Raw genomic sequence first — 17,818 nt, forward strand, 5'->3', positions numbered from 1 at the left:
AAGGTGATAAATGTAATCATTCTAATAGTCAACTAATCAGTAACTTATAAATGAAGTGGAGATTTATCTTATCAAATAGATTATAATTTTATGATAATAAATTATGCTTTTGATGATGAATGTTACTGAATTTAACACCCTCAATTGTCAATTTTACGCTACAGAAATTAATACAACAGGTATTGCGAACCACTGTATTTTAATCATTTTAAAAATAAAAATATGAATATTTCACATATCGAACATATCGGAGTAGCAGTAGAAAATTTAGAAGAATCTATCAAGTATTATGAGGAGGTTCTAGGTCTTAAATGTTACGCTATTGAAGAAGTAGAAGAGCAAAAAGTAAAAACTGCATTCTTCAAAGTGGGAGATACGAAAATAGAACTTTTAGAATCGACTTCAGAAGATGGTCCTATTGGCAAATTCGTAGCTAAAAAAGGTCCAGGAATGCACCATATGGCATTCGCTGTTAAAGGTATCGAAGAAAATCTTAAAGACGCTGAGGAGAAAGGAGTACGTTTATTAGACAAAACTCCAAGAAAAGGAGCAGAGGGCTTAGATATCGCTTTCTTGCATCCAAAATCAACTCACGGTGTTCTTACAGAACTTTGTGAGAAGAAGTAATGAAAAATACTTCAACTCCTTACTAACATACTATTAACAGCGCTGAAAGCTTTTATTATTATCTACTGAGATTGTTGCAAGTCACAATCTTGCAACTATCTCTTTTACTATCAAATTAACTAATCAAACCTTAACCTACCATGACAACAGTAAAACGAACACAGCAAAAGAAAACAACCAACTGTAAGATGACTCGGGACAAAAAGATGGAAACTATTATTAATGAACGGTACCATCAAGTAATGGATCAAGTCGCCTTAGAGAGAAGTTATTTAGAAAAGAAAAGAAAATAGATAACAAACACTTATTGATGACCGGTGGATCCGGTCTGATTTGACAAATGCCCTCTGGGTAAAAATTTATGGGTACAAACAGAGACAAGATCAGAGAACTTGTAGAGAAACGAGCTCAAGCACGCCTCGGTGGTGGTGAAAAAAGAATTGATAAGCAACACGACCAAGGAAAGTTAACGGCTAGAGAGAGAATTAACTTGTTATTAGACGAAGGTAGTTTCGAGGAGTACGATATGTTCGTAACTCACCGTACGAAATCGTTTGGTTTGGACAAACAACAATATTTATCAGATGGTGTAGTTACGGGTCATGGTACAATAGACGGTAGAGTAGTTTATGTATTCGCTCAAGACTTCACTGTATTTGGAGGTTCACTTTCTGAAACATTCGCTCAAAAGATCTGTAAAGTAATGGATCAAGCAATGAAAGTAGGTGCACCAGTTATTGGTCTAAACGACTCAGGTGGAGCCAGAATTCAAGAAGGTGTTAGATCTTTAGCAGGTTATGCTGAAATCTTCCAAAGAAACATTATGGCTTCTGGTGTAGTTCCTCAAATTTCTGCAATTCTAGGTCCTTGTGCTGGTGGTGCCGTTTATTCTCCAGCCTTAACTGACTTTATCTTAATGACAGATCAAACATCATACATGTTTGTTACTGGTCCAAAAGTAGTAAAGTCAGTTACAGGTGAGGTGATTACAACAGAAGATTTAGGTGGTGCAAACATGCATGCTTCTAAATCAGGTGTGGCACATATGATGACAGAAAATGACGAAGAAACATTATTGTTAATTCGTAAACTGATCAGCTATATGCCATCAAACAATCTTGAAGATCCTCCAATCACCGCTTGTAGTGATCCTCATGATAGAATCGAAGAGGCATTGAATGAATTAATTCCTGACGATCCGAATAAGCCATATGATATGCACGACGTCATTCATTCAATCGCTGATAATAACGAGTTCTTAGAAACACATAGAGCTTACGCAAAAAACATTATTACTGGTTTCGCTAGATTTAACGGTAGACCAGCGGGTATCGTTGCCAACAACCCTAGTTTCTTAGCAGGTGTATTAGATATTGAAGCTTCTAAAAAAGCAGCACGTTTCGTTAGATTCTGTGATGCCTTCAATATTCCAATCATAACACTAGTTGACGTACCAGGTTTCCTTCCAGGTTCAGGTCAAGAATACGGTGGTATTATCTTGCACGGTGCGAAGTTACTATTTGCTTATGGTGAAGCAACAGTTCCGAAGATCACAATTACTTTAAGAAAGTCTTATGGTGGAGCTCACGACGTAATGAGTTCTAAACAATTAAGAGGTGATCTTAACTATGCATGGCCAACTGCAGAAATCGCAGTTATGGGTGCTAAAGGTGCAGTAGAAGTATTGGAAGGTAGAGCAATTCGTAAAATTGAAGACGAACAAGAAAGAGCTCAATTTATCCATGATAAAGAGGATGAGTACACTGAGAAGTTTGCTAACCCTTATCAGGCTGCTAAATACGGATTTATTGATGACGTAATTGAGCCAAGAAATACTCGTTTCAGAATCTGTAGAGGTTTAGAAGTATTGGCTACGAAGAAAGAAATAAATCCCCCTAAGAAACACTCAAACATCCCATTGTAAGAAAGTTATGGAAAATCAACCACTTCAAGTAGAATTATCTGAGGGTATGGTAGTTACTATCGTAGGGTTACTTTTAGTATTCCTTACTTTAGCAGTGCTTTTCTTGTTCTTTAACTACGCAATGCCGGTGATTCGTAGAAATATTGATGCTAAAAAGAATCAAAAAGCTGCGGCAGCACCAGTTGCTCAAGTTGAAAAAGTAGAGAATGATGCTACAGGAGAAGTTAACGCTGTAATTGCAGCGGCTATCCATCACTATTTAGAAGAAGCACATGATGATGAAAACACCATGTTGACAATTCAAAAAGTGAAAAAGGCTTACTCTCCATGGTCTTCTAAAATTTATACCGTTCATGGTGGAATGCTTCACCGTTAATCAGTAAATCAAATGAAAAAATATAAATTCAATGTGAATGGTAATAACTATGCTGTTCATATCAAAAATGTAGAAGGACAAGCTATTGAATTAGAAGTTAATGGCACTCCTTATACAGTGGAAATGGAAAGAGAAGTAAAATCTTCTAAAACTCCAAAATTGGTTAGATCTTCAGCGCCTAGAACAGCTGCTCCAAAAGCGATTACTAGATCTGCGAAGAAAACCAATGTTGTTGCTCCATTACCAGGAACAATTGTTTCATTGAAAGTTGCAGCAGGCGACAAAGTAACTGCAGGTGACTTGTTAATGACAATGGAAGCCATGAAAATGGAAAATAATGTTTTAGCGGAAGCAGACGGTGTTGTTGGTACAGTAAAAGTATCAGAAGGTCAGTCTGTTTTACAAGGCGAGGTTCTTGTAGAGATGGAGTAGACTTCTCTGAAGTTAACAAAATAAAGAGAATTATATGAAACGTATATTTATAGTATTTGGATCGATTGCTACTATATTGGTAGCATGGGCTACTGCTACAGCTAGCGTAGTTTCTAACCAAACAATTGGTTCAATAACAAATGAAGCTGCCGCTTCTTCTGCTCCAGGTTTTAGTACTATGGCATTAGAGGGCTTGAGTAATTTCATATCGATGACAGGATTTGCAAACGCAACTGTCCCGAATTTAATTATGATTGCAGTTGGATTGTTTTTTATTTTTCTTGCTATTAAATATGATTATGAGCCACTGTTACTTATACCGATTGGTACAGGGGTTATCATAGGAAATATACCTTTTGTTGCTGGAAACCAAATTGGTATCTACGAAGAAGGTTCAGTTTTAAATTATCTTTATTTTGGTGTTCAGAAGGGTATTTATCCTCCTTTAATTTTCCTTGGAATTGGAGCAATGACCGACTTCTCATCATTGATCGCTAACCCTAAACTTATGTTGTTAGGTGCAGCGGCACAAGTCGGCGTATTCTTAACTTTTATTGGTGCAATCGCCTTAGGATTTGATCTTAAAGAAGCAGCATCAATTGGTATTATTGGTGGAGCAGATGGCCCAACAGCCATTTTCCTATCATCAAAAGAAGCTCCTCACTTATTGGGTGCCATAGCTATTGCAGCGTATTCATATATGGCTCTAGTACCAGTGATTCAACCTCCAATTATGAGATTGATGACAAGTTTAGAGGAAAGAAAAATTAGAATGAAGCCACCAAGAACGGTGCATAAGACAGAAAAAATCTTATTCCCGATTATTGGTTTAATCATTACCACTTTCATTTCACCAAGTGCATTACCACTTTTAGGTATGTTGTTCTTTGGTAACCTATTGAAAGAATCTGGACATACTGAAAGATTAGCAAATACTGCTAGAACATCAATGATTGATATTGTAACAATTCTTTTAGGGGTAACAGTTGGAGCATCAACACAAGCATCAGAGTTTATTACTTTAAATAGTATGAAAATCTTTGCTTTAGGTGCGATATCTTTTGCAATTGCTACTTTCTCAGGATTAGCTTTTGCAAAATTCATGAACCTTTTCTTAAAAGGGGATGACAAACTGAATCCACTTATCGGAGCAGCTGGAGTTTCTGCTGTTCCAGATTCAGCTAGAGTTGTTCAACAAGAAGGGTTGAAAGCCGATTCGTCTAATCACTTATTGATGCATGCAATGGCACCTAACGTATCTGGTGTGATTGGTTCTGCAGTCGCTGCGGGTATTTTGATGAGTTTTTTAACTTACTTCTCGAATTTATAGTTATAAATAATAAAGGTATCAGTAGCTTTAAAGTTACTGATACCAATTATAAAGAATACATGAATTTCAGTTCGAAATATTCGTTTATCTATTGATTGTAAATAATATAAAAATTAAATAAACATGGCCAACAAGTTATTTTCAGACTTCGAGCCGATCAGTAAGGAAACTTGGAAAGAAAAAGTTATAACTGATCTTAAAGGTGCTGACTTCGACCGTAAACTCGTTTGGAAAACGGAAAACGGTATGCAAATACAGCCGTATTTCAACCCAGAAGACAGATCTGAAGTAAATACTTCATTAGAAAATTTAAAAAATATTCTTCCTTCATCAGAAAAAGAAGGTCTTAATTGGTTAAGCTTGCAACAAGTTGTAGGTGCGACTAATGAAGAAGCGAATAAAAACGCATTATTCTTATTAGAAAGAGGAGTTGAGGGACTTATTTTCAATGTAGGTAACATTAAAGACTTCGATTTAGAAGTAGCTTTAAAAGGAATTAGCATTGAGATGGTTTCTATTGGATTCGAGAACGTTTCTCATCCAAGAACATTAGTTAAAGATTATGTAGGTTACCTTCACATCCATGGCGTGTCTTTAGACAAAGCAAGAGGATTTGTGAACTTTGATCCAATCTCAACTTGGTCAACTACTGGTAATTTAGATGAAGAAGGTTTCCAACGTTTAGCACGTTTGATCTCTTATACTTCAGAGATGCCTGAATTTAAAGTGTTGTGTATTAACTCACTTCCTTTTGTTAACTCAGGTGCTAACCATATTCAAGAATTAGCATTCTCATTAAACGTTCTTGTAGAGTATATTTCTCAATTACAAGAATTAGGTGTTGAACCAACGGATGTATTGTCAAATGTAATGTTCCAAGCAGCAGTTGCAGGTGACTACTTCCACGAAATTGCTAAATTCAGAGCATTAAGATTATTGGCTATCGAAGTAGCTCATCTTTATGATAAGAACTATGATCCTAAGTCAATTAATATCGTAGGTAACTCATCACTTTGGTCTAAATCACTTTATGATCCAAACGTAAACATGCTTCGTAATACTACAGAAGCAATGTCTGCAGTTTTAGGTGGTGTAAATGCAATTAATATCGAAGCACATAACGCTTCATATGAAAAGCCAACAACTCAATCACAACGTGTAGCTTTAAACATTTCTCATATCATGAGAGAAGAGGCTTACCTTGGTAAAGTAGCAGATCCAGCAGCAGGTTCTTTCTACCTTGATTCATTAACTGAAATGTTATTGGATACTGGTTTGAAATTGTTCCAAACAATTGAAGCTGAAGATGGATACATGACTAACTTTAAGCATGGTAACATCCAATCACTAATTGGAAAGACACGTGATCAAAAAGAGAAATTGATTTCTCAACGTCGTAGTGTATATGTAGGTACTAACCGTTACCCTAACCAACAAGAAGAGGTGAATCCTGATTCAATTCTTGTAGCACACGATCAAGTAGCTGATGTAGAATTATTACATCCACAAAGAGCTACACTTCAATTTGAGCAGTTACGTTTAAGAACAGAGAAATACGTGAAAGATGGTGGAAGTCGTCCAAAAGTATTCAATGCATTGTTCGGTAACTTAGCAATGAGAAAAGCACGTTCTACATTCGCTATGGATTTCTTTGGTACTGCAGGTTTTGTATCGGAAGAGAAATTCTTCAATTCAGCAGAAGAAGCAGTACAAGGAGCTATCGATTCTGATGGTGATGTAATTGTTATCTGTTCTTCAGATCCTGAATATGCAGAGCACGTAGAGGAATTTGCTAAGACATTCAAGTCGTCGCCAGTGAAAAACAAAAAGTTGATTCTTGCGGGTCATCCAGGCGAAAAAGAAGCTGATTATCTTGCAGCAGGTGTAGATGGTTTTGTTCACGTTAAAACAAACGCTATCCAAACGCTTCAACAGTTCCAAAACGATTTGGAAATTGTTTAATTAACTGAGTGACTAAAATTGAAGAAAATGAAACCAGATTTTTCAAAAATAGATCTAAATAACATTCAACTAACAACTCCAGAAAAGTTAGTTGAAGATCAAAATAAATGGATGACCGCTGAAGGGATTCCGGTTAAAAAAGGCTTCCAAGAAGAAGATTACTCAACTGCAGAGCACTTAAATTTTGCAGCTGGTCTTCCTCCATTCTTAAGAGGACCTTACTCTGCAATGTACGCGTTACGTCCATGGACTATCCGTCAATATGCAGGTTTCTCAACAGCAGAGGAATCAAATGCATTCTATAAAAGAAACCTTGCTGCAGGTCAGAAAGGTTTATCAGTAGCATTTGACTTGGCTACTCACCGTGGTTACGATTCAGACCACCCAAGAGTAGTTGGTGATGTAGGTAAAGCAGGTGTTGCTATCGACTCTGTTGAGGACATGAAAGTTTTATTCAATGATATTCCATTGGATAAAATGTCAGTTTCTATGACAATGAATGGCGCCGTGATTCCAGTTCTTGCATTCTATATTGTAGCTGCAGAAGAGTCAGGTGTTTCTAAAGATAAATTGAGTGGTACAATCCAAAATGATATCCTTAAGGAATTCATGGTACGTAACACTTATATCTACCCTCCAAAACCATCAATGAGAATTATTTCGGATATCTTCTCTTATACTTCTAAGAACATGCCGAAATATAACTCAATTTCTATCTCTGGTTATCACATGCAAGAAGCAGGTGCAACTGCAGATATTGAGTTAGCATATACACTAGCTGATGGTTTAGAGTATATCCGTGCAGGTATTGCAGCGGGATTAGATATTGATGATTTCGCTCCACGTCTATCATTCTTCTGGGCAATTGGTATGAACCACTTCATGGAGATTGCTAAGATGCGTGCTGGTCGTATGCTTTGGGCTAAAATTGTAAAGCAATTCGGTCCTAAAAATCCTAAGTCAATGGCTTTGAGAACTCACTCTCAAACTTCAGGTTGGTCATTGTCTGAACAAGATCCATTCAACAACGTTGCAAGAACTGCAATCGAAGCAATGGGTGCTGCACTTGGTCATACTCAATCACTTCACACCAACGCATTGGATGAAGCTATTGCATTACCTACAGATTTCTCTGCACGTATTGCAAGAAACACTCAGCTTTACATCCAAGACGAAACAAACGTATGTAAAGTTATTGATCCATGGGCAGGTTCTCACTATGTTGAGTACTTAACTAATGAAATCGCTCAAAAAGCTTGGAAACTTATCGAAGAAGTAGAAGAGCACGGCGGTATCGCTAAAGCGATTGAAAAAGGTATTCCTAAGATGCGTATCGAGGAAGCCTCTGCTAGAAAGCAAGCTAGAATCGACTCAGGTCAAGATACAATTGTAGGTGTAAATAAGTATCTTGCAGATGAGAAGACTGAAATTGATGTTCTTGAAATCGATAACACTGTTGTAAGAGAAGGTCAAATTGCAGGCTTGAAAGCGTTAAGAGAAAATAGAGATCAAGCTAAAGTAGAAGCTGCAATCAAAGCAATTGAAGTTGCTGCAGCTACAGGAGAAGGTAACTTGTTAGAACTAGCAGTAGAAGCTGCAAGATGCCGTGCATCCCTTGGTGAAATTTCAGATGCAATGGAAAAAGATTTTGGTAGATACAAAGCGACTATCCGTAATATCTCAGGAGTTTATTCTCATGAGGTAGCTGGAGATAAAGCATTTGCTGAGGCGAAAGACCTTGCTAACCAATTCGAAAAGTTAGAAGGTAAGCGTCCAAGAGTAATGATTGCTAAGATGGGTCAAGACGGTCACGATAGAGGTGCAAAAGTAATTGCCACTTCATTTGCTGATATCGGATTTGACGTTGATATGGGACCATTATTCCAAACACCAGAAGAAGTAGCTCGTCAAGCAGCTGAGAACGATGTGGATTGCGTAGGTGCATCTTCATTAGCAGCTGGTCACAAAACGTTAATTCCTCAACTTATCGATGAGTTAAAACGTTTAGGTAGAGACGATATTATGGTATTTGCTGGTGGTGTAATTCCTGAACAAGATTATCAATTCTTGTACGATTCAGGTGTTGAAGCCGTATTTGGTCCTGGTACCCGTGTTCCTTATTCAGCTAAAACAGTATTGGAAATCCTTCTTAAGGATTAGACTTTATATTATATCACGAGTGGAGGCACTGATTTATTTCAGTGCCTTTTTTTGTACATTAGCTTTTTAACTACTTTCGAACTAATTAATACACCATGAAATGGCTCCAAAAAAAGACTTTAAATGGACATCTTGTTGACCTAATACCAATAGATCTCTCTCATGAAAAAGAGTTAATTAAAGCTGCACAGGATGGTAAGTTATGGGAATTGTGGTTTACTTCTGTTCCTGCGCCTGAAAACACAAAAGAATATATCCAAAAAGCTTTAGAAGAATACGAATCAGATACTTCTTTGCCTTTTGTTGCTCGAAGGAAAAGTGATGGAGTAATTGTTGGATCAACAAGATTGATGAGGGCTGATTCAAAAAATAAAAGAGTTGAAATTGGAACAACTTGGTATTCGAAAAGTGCCCAAAGATCCGGAATAAATACAGATTGTAAGTTATTGTTACTATCACATGCTTTTGAAGAATTAGGATGTATGGCTGTAGAGTTTCGAACACATTTCCATAATGTGGCATCAAGAAATGCTATTGCGAGTTTAGGTGCTAAACAAGATGGTATTTTAAGAAATCATCAGATTGATAAAAAAGGAAACATTAGAGATACTGTAGTTTTTTCTATCTTAGATAGTGAATGGAAAGCAGTAAAATTTTCTTTAGAATTTAAGCTTTATAACAAATATAAATCACCCAAAGTATGAATACTAAAAAACTAGCATTAGTGACAGGAGCTAATAGAGGTATAGGATATGCCATTGCAAAAGGATTATTATCTGATGGATATATGGTATTGGTAACATCAAGAAATAAGATAGATGGAGAAAAAGCGACTCAAAAACTTAAAGAATTTGGAGACGCACATTATTTTCCTTTGGATGTTTCTGAAGACTCAAGCATACATCAACTAAATCAATATGTTTCTAAAGAATTTGGTAAACTTGATGTGTTAATTAATAATGCAGGAATAAATTATGATACCTGGCAAACTACATTAGAAGCGGATTTAGCTGAGGTACATCAAACAATAGAAACAAATGTGATGGGTCCATGGAAAATGATGCAATCTTTTGTTCCTCTTATGAAAAAGAATAATTATGGGAGAATTGTGAATGTATCTAGTGGGTCTGGAGCAATGAATGGAATGGGGGGCGGAACACCTGGATATAGTGTCTCAAAAACAGCTTTAAATGTACTAACGATTAAAGTGGCTGCAGAAGTTGGAGGTCATAACATTCTAGTGAATTCTGTTTGTCCGGGTTGGGTGAAAACAGATATGGGAGGGAGTGGTGCTCCAAGAAGCCCTGAGGAAGGAGCGGAAACCATTGTTTGGGCGGCAAAGTTAGAAGACCAATCTATGAATGGAAAATTCTTTAGAGATAAAAAAGAGATACCTTGGTAAATACAAAAGGCGAATCATTTAAAGATTCGCCTTTTGTATTAATAATAAGAATGACTTAAGGTAATGTCGCTTTGTAACTTCTTGGTGATGGGAATGAGCCATCAGGGAAAGAAGCATAGGTTACTTGAATGATATCACCTTCTACAATTTCAATTGTAGTTTGAGCATTCAAGATGTTTCCAATTTTTTGATCAACATCATCTTGTGTATTATTGTTGGAATCAAAATTTGGATAACTCTCACCTTGTGATGTATAATCAGCACTTGTTACCGTATATTCTTTATTATGATTTTCTTCAGTTACTACAAATGTATAAACAGGAGCAATAGCCCATTCTTGCACATCGTTATCCCATTTTAACGCACTAACAGTATCAATTGTAGAGCTGCCATTATAGAATTTGTAAGTAGCATTCATAATATCTCCATCTGTACCGAAGAACTTTTGATTGATAATTTGTGCTATACCACAAGTGTCATCATCAGCAGGAGCAGAAGCGGAAAAATTACCAAACTTAGCTACATTTTCATTACATGATAAGCTGTAATCGTCTTCTAAAAGTTCATAGTCGATTACTGTAGGAGCAACTCCATTACCAATTTTATCTCGAATGTCTTTCAGAGGGTCACATGAAAAAGCCCCGACGACAAGAATAAGACAACCAAGGAATATTTTATAATGATTTTTCATTTTTCTTTATCTCAGATTAGAATTGAACTTTTAAAGATGTAGACCATGTTGTACCTGCTCCATAGAATACTTGAGCAGTTTGGAAATCGTGTGTAGGGCCATCAAAGGCGTCAGAAATATACTCAATATTGAATACATTATTCACTTTAGCTAGGAATGTAGCATTAAAAGGTCCCATTGGGAATTTATAGCTAGCATTCAAATCAAATAGATTATATGTAGGTACAATCCAAGAATCAACACTGCTTTCTGGAGTGTTTAATTGAGTAACATTAAATGCAGAGAATAATCTATCATATAAATTCCAATCAGCACCGACCTTTAAACCACCAATGATCATATAGTTAACACCAAGAGCGGCAGTTGTTTGAGCAGCATCGCCAACGTGAATTCCTTTAGCATAGACATCTACAGTACCAACAACCTGTTGAGTATCATCAAGAATTGGAACATCTGTTACGTTTTTATCCCATTTCCAATCGCCAATAGATAACATTCCTGTGATGTTGAATTTATCATTAGGACGAATGACAAAGTCAACTTCTACACCCATGTGAACGGCATCAATACCTGGAATATTCGCAGAGAATGAAACAGAAGATCCATCAGGTCTAACTGATGCTCTATAGAATTTATCTTTCCAAGTAGTATGATAAAGGTTAACGTTACCAGAAATCAATTTACTTCTATAACCATAACCAACTTCAAAACTCATCGCTTTCTCGTTTACAACACCTTTGTTTGTGTTATTATCAAATGTAGGCCAAACTGAGTTAAAGAAAGGTTGTCTTGAGAAGTAACCTGCGTTAGCGAAAACATTATGTTTTTCATCAATATTATAGTTAGCCCCACCTTTGATATTAAAACCGAAGAAGTTCTCCCAATCAGTAGCTTGATTTTCTGGGATATATTGGAAATAATCAATTCTTCTGAAAGATTGATTTGAAGCTGATGCCGATACAAATGCAGATAATTGATCGTTTGAGTATTCAAGCTGAGCATTGACGCCTTGCCACCAAACGTTACCATCGTTATTGTATTGAATTTTATCACCCACTTTTACAGCTCTTCTAACAGAACCTTCAGCACCAGGTTCTGCACCACCTACAGCAGGATCAAAATAGAACTGACCACCCAAAAGATCACCAACTTCTCTATAGTGATTACCTTCGTAGTATCTGATGTCAAGACCAGTTGTTAAAATCAATTTTTCAGATAATTCAGTGGTTAATGTAGATAAACCGCCATACCATGAGTGGTTATTTACAGAATTACGAAGGATTGTTTCTGAGCCTTGTCTACCTCTTGCAGCATTTTCATCAACAATTCTGTCAAAGTCGATAACACCGTCTCTTCTATATGGGTTACTGAAAGTAGGAGAGAATTTATCAACACCTGCACTACCACTACCGCCTCCGCGGCCAAACGATGCATATAATACTGTTGCTAGATCCATTTTATCGTTGATGTTCCAGAACCAGTTCAATGATATTTGAGGCTTATGGTAGTAATTTCTATTTACATGGTATTCTTGACCATTTTTATAACCCCAATCACCATTGTAACGAATACCTCTACCAGAAGCTTCATATTCTGATAAATTCATCTTGTTTCTTCTCTGACCGTGCCATTGAGGTGCGCCGAATGCAGTAAATGATAATTGATGTGAAGCATTGATTTGCTTAGATATGTTGGCAAAGTAGGAGTAACCAATAAATGAAGTGCCATCTACAAAACCGTTACCAGTCGTTTTAGCACCTGATAAAGTGACTGCCCATCCATTTTCAGTTTGACCCGTTGATGCTGTAAAACTTAATTTATTATATCCATTGTTACCAATGCCATACATGATGTTGCCACCTTTTTGAGCATCAGTTGTTTTAGTTAAAATATTAATAGTACCACCTACAGAAGGTACTGCTACTTTTGAAGCACCTAAACCTCTTTGTACTTGCATACTACGTGTTACATCAGATAAACCTGCCCAGTTTGACCAATATACCTGACCGTTCTCCATGTCGTTTACAGGTACACCATTAATCATAACCGCAACGTTTTCAGATGAAAAACCTCTTAAGTTAATTCTTGAGTCACCATAACCACCACCTGCTTTAGTTGCGTAAACACCAGGAGTAGATTTTAAAATTTCAGGGAATTCTTGAGAACCTAATTTTTCTTCTAAAACTTCTGGCTTAATAGAAGAAACAGCAACTGGAGTTTTTCTATCCACGGCGACAGAGGCCACAACTTCAACCTCTGCAAGACCAATTGCATCAGATTCCATTGTTTGTTCTCCAAGGTCTTTAGTGCCACCATTAAGAGTAACATCCATTTCGATCGTTTGTAAACCGACAAAAGAGATGTCAATAGTTACAGTTCCTGTTTTTGAAGTTTTCAATGTGAAGTTGCCATCGAAGTCAGAAGTTGTACCGACTGTTGTTCCTTTAATCACAACCGAAGCTCCGATTACAGGCTGTCCGGTTTCTTTTTCAATGACTGTACCTTTAATGATAGATGAAGCTTCTTGGGCGTACGTGAGAGAGCAAAAGATTGTACATAGAAGCAGCAGTAGAGCCTTTTTCATATAGGTTATTGTATTGTAATTAATAAATAGAAATTTAATCGTAATTCATTATTTAGTTAATGAAATATTAGATCAATACAATATAAGAAATTAAGACTTTTTAAAGTGATGGTTATGAGTATGTTAAAAGTAAAGTAATGAGATTTCTTGATATAAGAAAAAGCCAACAAGAAATAATCCTATTGGCTTTTTCATTTATGTAATAAAATTACTTATTGTCTTACAAAAGTTTCAGAACCAGCATCATAGATATAGTTTCTAGATACCTCGTTAGTCCCGTTATCGTAATAGTTATAGAAAACTGTTACTTCTTGATCTGCAACTTTATGTTGAGGGTAATTTTCGTTCAAAATATGGTTGATTTTAGCATCAATGATATTGTCAACTGGAGTTCCTTCAGGATATTCTCCTGCCACATTATCATAGTAACCAAAATTACTGTACTGCTCATCTCCAGTAACCGCATAGTCAGCACCTGTTAAAGTAACAACTACTGCTAATGAAACTTTCCATGAGTTTTCCTCAGCTTTGTATTTGAACTTATCCATGTTTTGTTGGCCATAAAGAGGAGCAACTTGATCCCATGCTGTAGATTTAGTATAAACCATTGATTTAGTAATTGTACCTAAATCACGACCCGCATAGTATTTAAATAAGAACTGTATTGTATGACCTTCTTGTGCATATGGAGCATATTTAGCAGCAAACTGTGGTAAATAATTCTCAGGAGCATCAGATGATGAGAAGTTATTGTATTTACCTGGAGAACCCATTTCGTCATAATCTTCAGCATATAGCATATATAACTCAGGAGAACCTTCGTACACTACAAATTCACCCTCTTCTTTGATGTAAGCAGTATGAACTCTTTCCAATTCTACAGCATCTTCGATTAAACCATCAGTGTAATCAACAAATACGTCATATACTGACATTACTAAGAATCCATCTTCCTCAGCAGCATATACACTGTCAAGAAGAATATTTACAGTATCTAAAGCAATAGATTTGCTTTCGAAACCGTAGTAACAGTTATCACCGAAACATAATTCAAGACCAAATTTCTTGTAATCGTCTTGGCTTAGTGTATATGGCTCATTAAATTCTGGCTCTTCAACCAAAGTACCTACAGAGTAAGTAACTTCAATAATTTTACCATCAGTGTAATGGTTAGCAGCATACATATCTGAAAGAATAGAAGGAATACCCTTTTGAGCATTTTCTACAGTAGCGAATACTGTATCTTCATCAGAAATTGTCAATGCTGTAGGAATAGCATCATTATCTCTTTGATCAGCAATATTTTTGTTTGCTTCATCATGTAAATCCTTATATGGATCACAAGAGAACAGGGTAGCTGCAATAGCTATGATATATAAAAATGACTTTTTCATTTGTTCAATTATTCAGATGATTAGAAGTTAAGTTTCATACCCATGCTCCAAGTTCTACCTAAACCGTAGTAGATTCTTGTTGCAGTAGCTGCTGTATGATCAGCACCGTCCTGAGCATCTGTAATATATGTTTCGTTGAAGATGTTATCTACGTTACCGTAAACAGTTGTACTTAATTTACCTAACTTGAAGTTGTAACGAACATTTACATCAACAACGCTGAAGTCTTTCATTCTCCAAGCTTCGCTTCTGTCTTCTGGATTGTCACGACGAGTAGGGTCGAAGTCTGCATAGTTTTGACCGAAGAAGTTGTAGTCAGCACCTAATTTAAGACCTTTCATTAATTCGTAGTTCAAACCTAATGCTGCTGTAGTTTGCGCTGAGTTACCTACTTTTAGGTCTGCGATATAGATGTTTACTTCATCAACAACTTGGTTGTTTTGATCGAATACAGGAACGTTTGTTAAATCGTTATCCCATCTCCAATCACCAATTGATAACATACCAGTTAATGTTAATTTTGGAGTAACGTTATATCTAGCATCTAATTCAACACCTTGGTGAGTTGCGTTTACACCTAAAAGGTTAGCAGTGAAATCTTGGTTTACTGTTTTAGTAAATGATCTATCTTTCCATTGAGTGTGGTAAACGTTAACGTTAGCATTGAATCTTGCTGATCTATAGCCATAACCTAATTCAAATGAAATGATTTTCTCATTTTCTGCATTCTTGTTACCGTTATTTGTGTGATTAGGGAATACAGAACGGAAGAAAGGAGCTCTTGAGATATAACCAGTGTTAGCAAAAACATTGTGATTCTCAGTGATGTTGTAGTTTACACCAGCCTTTGCAGAGTAACCTAAGAAATCGTAAGCATCAGATAATTGATTACCGTCTGTGTATTGGAAATAATCTAATCTGTAGTAAGTAGTATTTGAAACAGCAGCTGAAACGAAAGCAGATAAGTTGTCTTTAGAATATTCTAACTGACCAAAAGTACCTAACCAGTACACTTCTCCATCGTTGTTGTATCCAACTTTATCACCAACAACCGCTTTTTGACCAGGATTGTTTACATCAACATTACTTAAGAAATACTCACCACCTAATAAGTCTTCTACTTGTCTGTAGTGTTCACCTTTGTAGTAACGAAGGTCTAGTCCACCCATGAAAGTAAGGTAATCTGTAATTTTGTTATCATAAACTGATAATGCACCAACCCAAGTATGGTTGTTATTAGATGATCTTAAAATAGTTTCTGATCCTAAACCTTGCTCAGCTAAAGCAATGTTTTCGTCTCTGATTTTTTCGAAATCAATAAGACCATCAGATCTTCTGTATGCATCTGTATCTTTAGAAGTACCTAAGAAACCAGTACCGCCACCTTGACCAACAGAAACATATACTGAAGTAGATAAGTTAGATCTATCATTGATAGTCCAGTAGTGGTTTAATGAAATTTGAGGTTTGTGGTAAGAGTTTGTAAACAAGTTATATTCTTGACCATCTAAGTAACCCCAGTCAGAGTTGTAACGGATACCACCATATCTTTGGTAGTCTTCGATACCCATGTTATAACCATTTCTTTGACCGTGAGTTTGAGGAGCACCAAATGCAGTAAATGACAACATATGGTTTTTGTTGATCTCTTTAGATACGTTCAAGAAGTAAGAGTATCCTTCAAATGAAGTCGCGTCTACAAATCCTTGACCTGTAGTTCTAGAACCAGAGAAAGTTACAGCATAACCGTTATCCATTTTACCAGTAGATAATGTTAATGCCATTTTCTCTCTACCATCGTTACCGATACCATAGTAAACGTTACCGCCTTTTTGAGCATCTGTAGTTTTAGTAAGGATGTTAATTGTACCACCAACTGAAGGTACAGCTACTTTTGAAGCACCTAAACCTCTTTGAACTTGCATTGATCTTGTAACATCTGATAAACCAGCCCAGTTTGACCAATATACAGTACCATTCTCCATGTCGTTAACAGGTACACCGTTAATCATTACTGCGATGTTTGCAGAAGAGAAACCACGAAGGTTGATTCTTGAGTCACCAAAACCACCACCTTGTTTAGTAGCATAAACACCAGGAGTTGATTTTAAGATCTCTGGGAATTCTTTAGTTCCCAATTTATTTTCAATTGCTTCAGGAGCAATAGTAGAAACCGCTACGGGAGTTTTTCTGTCAATAGCAACAGATGCGATTACTTCAACTTCTGCTAAACCAATAGCGTCTGAAGTTAGAGTAAGTTCACCTAAGTTTGCTTCTCCACCTTTTAAAACAACTTCTTGTTCAATAGTTGTGTAACCTACAAAAGAAACTACAATAGTTTGAGGCCCTTCCTTAGATGTTCTAATAGAGAATTCACCATTATAATTTGTGATTGAACCTGTTGTAGTCCCTTCAATAATTACTGAAGCACCAATTACTGGTTCTTTGTTGTCATTATCAATGACAGTACCCTTAATAAGAGTCGACACCTCTTGACCAAATGTTGAGAAAGAAATCAACATCGATAGAAGTAAATAATAAAACTTTTTCATAAGAAAAGTCAAATGTTAGATAAGATTGATTACAATGAATTATTTCATTTATGGGTGCAAAGCTAATGGAATGAAAAATATCTTAAAATAGTTTACTTTATTCTTAATATAGTTAAAATCGTAAGTCATTGAAAATCAATTAAAAACATGATGTTAATAAAAGTCAATACATGAAACCTTAATAATGAGTTAATATTCACTTATAATTTAATATAGATTAAAGTTGAATTCTTAAAATATTGTTAGCTATTATATGATAATGTAAAATAATATTTTGTTTTATAATGTTTTCAAAGAACTTGATTGTGTTATATCTATAATGTTAAAAATATTAAATTATATAATACAAAAAACGCCCTCCTAAATGAATAGGAGGGCGTACCT

13 protein-coding genes are annotated in these 17,818 nt (G+C 36.0%); 9 read left to right on the plus strand and 4 right to left on the minus strand.

Annotated elements, in window-relative coordinates; genetic code table 11:
- Positions 1-222 precede the first annotated feature (222 nt).
- The 9 genes from mce (at position 223) to MY04_RS04700 (ending at position 10,213) form a co-directional block, all read left to right on the plus strand.
- Positions 223-627: a methylmalonyl-CoA epimerase gene (gene mce / locus MY04_RS04660; RefSeq protein WP_066207026.1), complete on the plus strand. Its 405-nt coding sequence runs from the start codon at positions 223-225 to the stop codon at positions 625-627.
- 361 nt (positions 628-988) lie between these two features.
- The gene (locus MY04_RS04665) at positions 989-2,551 is read left to right on the plus strand and encodes an acyl-CoA carboxylase subunit beta (protein ID WP_066207028.1); all 1,563 of its coding nucleotides are present in this window, start codon (positions 989-991) and stop codon (positions 2,549-2,551) included.
- Positions 2,552-2,558: 7 nt separating this feature from the next.
- Entirely contained in the window at positions 2,559-2,927 is a 369-nt protein-coding gene (locus MY04_RS04670) for an OadG family protein (protein ID WP_066207030.1), read from the plus strand.
- 12 nt (positions 2,928-2,939) lie between these two features.
- Complete coding sequence (locus MY04_RS04675) at positions 2,940-3,359, plus strand: biotin/lipoyl-containing protein (RefSeq protein WP_066207033.1); 420 nt, start codon at positions 2,940-2,942, stop codon at positions 3,357-3,359.
- 34 nt (positions 3,360-3,393) lie between these two features.
- Positions 3,394-4,689, plus strand: coding sequence for a sodium ion-translocating decarboxylase subunit beta (locus tag MY04_RS04680; protein WP_066207036.1), 1,296 nt, complete (start codon positions 3,394-3,396; stop codon positions 4,687-4,689).
- Positions 4,690-4,812: 123 nt separating this feature from the next.
- Positions 4,813-6,651: a methylmalonyl-CoA mutase family protein gene (locus tag MY04_RS04685; RefSeq protein WP_066207039.1), complete on the plus strand. Its 1,839-nt coding sequence runs from the start codon at positions 4,813-4,815 to the stop codon at positions 6,649-6,651.
- Between the two features lie 27 nt (positions 6,652-6,678).
- Positions 6,679-8,811, plus strand: a complete 2,133-nt coding sequence (scpA, locus tag MY04_RS04690) for a methylmalonyl-CoA mutase (RefSeq protein WP_066207042.1) — start codon at positions 6,679-6,681, stop codon at positions 8,809-8,811.
- Between the two features lie 95 nt (positions 8,812-8,906).
- The gene (locus MY04_RS04695) at positions 8,907-9,515 is read left to right on the plus strand and encodes a GNAT family N-acetyltransferase (protein WP_066207045.1); all 609 of its coding nucleotides are present in this window, start codon (positions 8,907-8,909) and stop codon (positions 9,513-9,515) included.
- Positions 9,512-10,213: an SDR family oxidoreductase gene (locus tag MY04_RS04700; protein WP_066207048.1), complete on the plus strand. Its 702-nt coding sequence runs from the start codon at positions 9,512-9,514 to the stop codon at positions 10,211-10,213. The genes MY04_RS04695 and MY04_RS04700 overlap by 4 nt, the downstream gene beginning before the upstream one ends.
- A 55-nt stretch (positions 10,214-10,268) precedes the next feature.
- Here the strand turns inward: MY04_RS04700 and MY04_RS04705 are convergent, their stop codons facing one another.
- From MY04_RS04705 to MY04_RS04720, 4 genes are all read right to left on the minus strand, one after another.
- Positions 10,269-10,904 carry a hypothetical protein gene (locus MY04_RS04705; protein WP_066207051.1) on the minus strand — a complete coding sequence of 212 codons (636 nt, stop codon included), beginning with the start codon at positions 10,902-10,904 and terminating at the stop codon, positions 10,269-10,271.
- Positions 10,905-10,920: 16 nt separating this feature from the next.
- Positions 10,921-13,488, minus strand: a complete 2,568-nt coding sequence (locus MY04_RS04710) for a TonB-dependent receptor (protein ID WP_066207054.1) — start codon at positions 13,486-13,488, stop codon at positions 10,921-10,923.
- A gap of 212 nt (positions 13,489-13,700) precedes the next feature.
- On the minus strand, positions 13,701-14,882 hold the full coding sequence (locus MY04_RS04715; protein WP_066207058.1) for a hypothetical protein: 1,182 nt from the start codon (positions 14,880-14,882) through the stop codon (positions 13,701-13,703).
- A gap of 20 nt (positions 14,883-14,902) precedes the next feature.
- Complete coding sequence (locus MY04_RS04720; RefSeq protein ID WP_066207062.1) at positions 14,903-17,434, minus strand: TonB-dependent receptor; 2,532 nt, start codon at positions 17,432-17,434, stop codon at positions 14,903-14,905.
- Between the last annotated feature and the right edge of the window lie 384 nt (positions 17,435-17,818).

The organism is Flammeovirga sp. MY04, from assembly GCF_001682195.2.
GTDB lineage: Bacteria > Bacteroidota > Bacteroidia > Cytophagales > Flammeovirgaceae > Flammeovirga > Flammeovirga yaeyamensis.

What these genes read in the sequence shown, in the direction of transcription:
- MY04_RS04695 (WP_066207045.1), top strand. Translation starts at nt 8,907, where the DNA reads ATGAAATGGCTCCAAAAAAAGACTTTAAATGGACATCTTGTTGACCTA.
- MY04_RS04710 (WP_066207054.1), bottom strand. Translation starts at nt 13,488, where the DNA reads ATGAAAAAGGCTCTACTGCTGCTTCTATGTACAATCTTTTGCTCTCTC.
- MY04_RS04665 (WP_066207028.1), top strand. Translation starts at nt 989, where the DNA reads ATGGGTACAAACAGAGACAAGATCAGAGAACTTGTAGAGAAACGAGCT.
- MY04_RS04680 (WP_066207036.1), top strand. Translation starts at nt 3,394, where the DNA reads ATGAAACGTATATTTATAGTATTTGGATCGATTGCTACTATATTGGTA.
- MY04_RS04675 (WP_066207033.1), top strand. Translation starts at nt 2,940, where the DNA reads ATGAAAAAATATAAATTCAATGTGAATGGTAATAACTATGCTGTTCAT.
- mce (WP_066207026.1), top strand. Translation starts at nt 223, where the DNA reads ATGAATATTTCACATATCGAACATATCGGAGTAGCAGTAGAAAATTTA.
- MY04_RS04685 (WP_066207039.1), top strand. Translation starts at nt 4,813, where the DNA reads ATGGCCAACAAGTTATTTTCAGACTTCGAGCCGATCAGTAAGGAAACT.
- MY04_RS04670 (WP_066207030.1), top strand. Translation starts at nt 2,559, where the DNA reads ATGGAAAATCAACCACTTCAAGTAGAATTATCTGAGGGTATGGTAGTT.
- MY04_RS04700 (WP_066207048.1), top strand. Translation starts at nt 9,512, where the DNA reads ATGAATACTAAAAAACTAGCATTAGTGACAGGAGCTAATAGAGGTATA.
- MY04_RS04705 (WP_066207051.1), bottom strand. Translation starts at nt 10,904, where the DNA reads ATGAAAAATCATTATAAAATATTCCTTGGTTGTCTTATTCTTGTCGTC.
- MY04_RS04720 (WP_066207062.1), bottom strand. Translation starts at nt 17,434, where the DNA reads ATGAAAAAGTTTTATTATTTACTTCTATCGATGTTGATTTCTTTCTCA.
- scpA (WP_066207042.1), top strand. Translation starts at nt 6,679, where the DNA reads ATGAAACCAGATTTTTCAAAAATAGATCTAAATAACATTCAACTAACA.
- MY04_RS04715 (WP_066207058.1), bottom strand. Translation starts at nt 14,882, where the DNA reads ATGAAAAAGTCATTTTTATATATCATAGCTATTGCAGCTACCCTGTTC.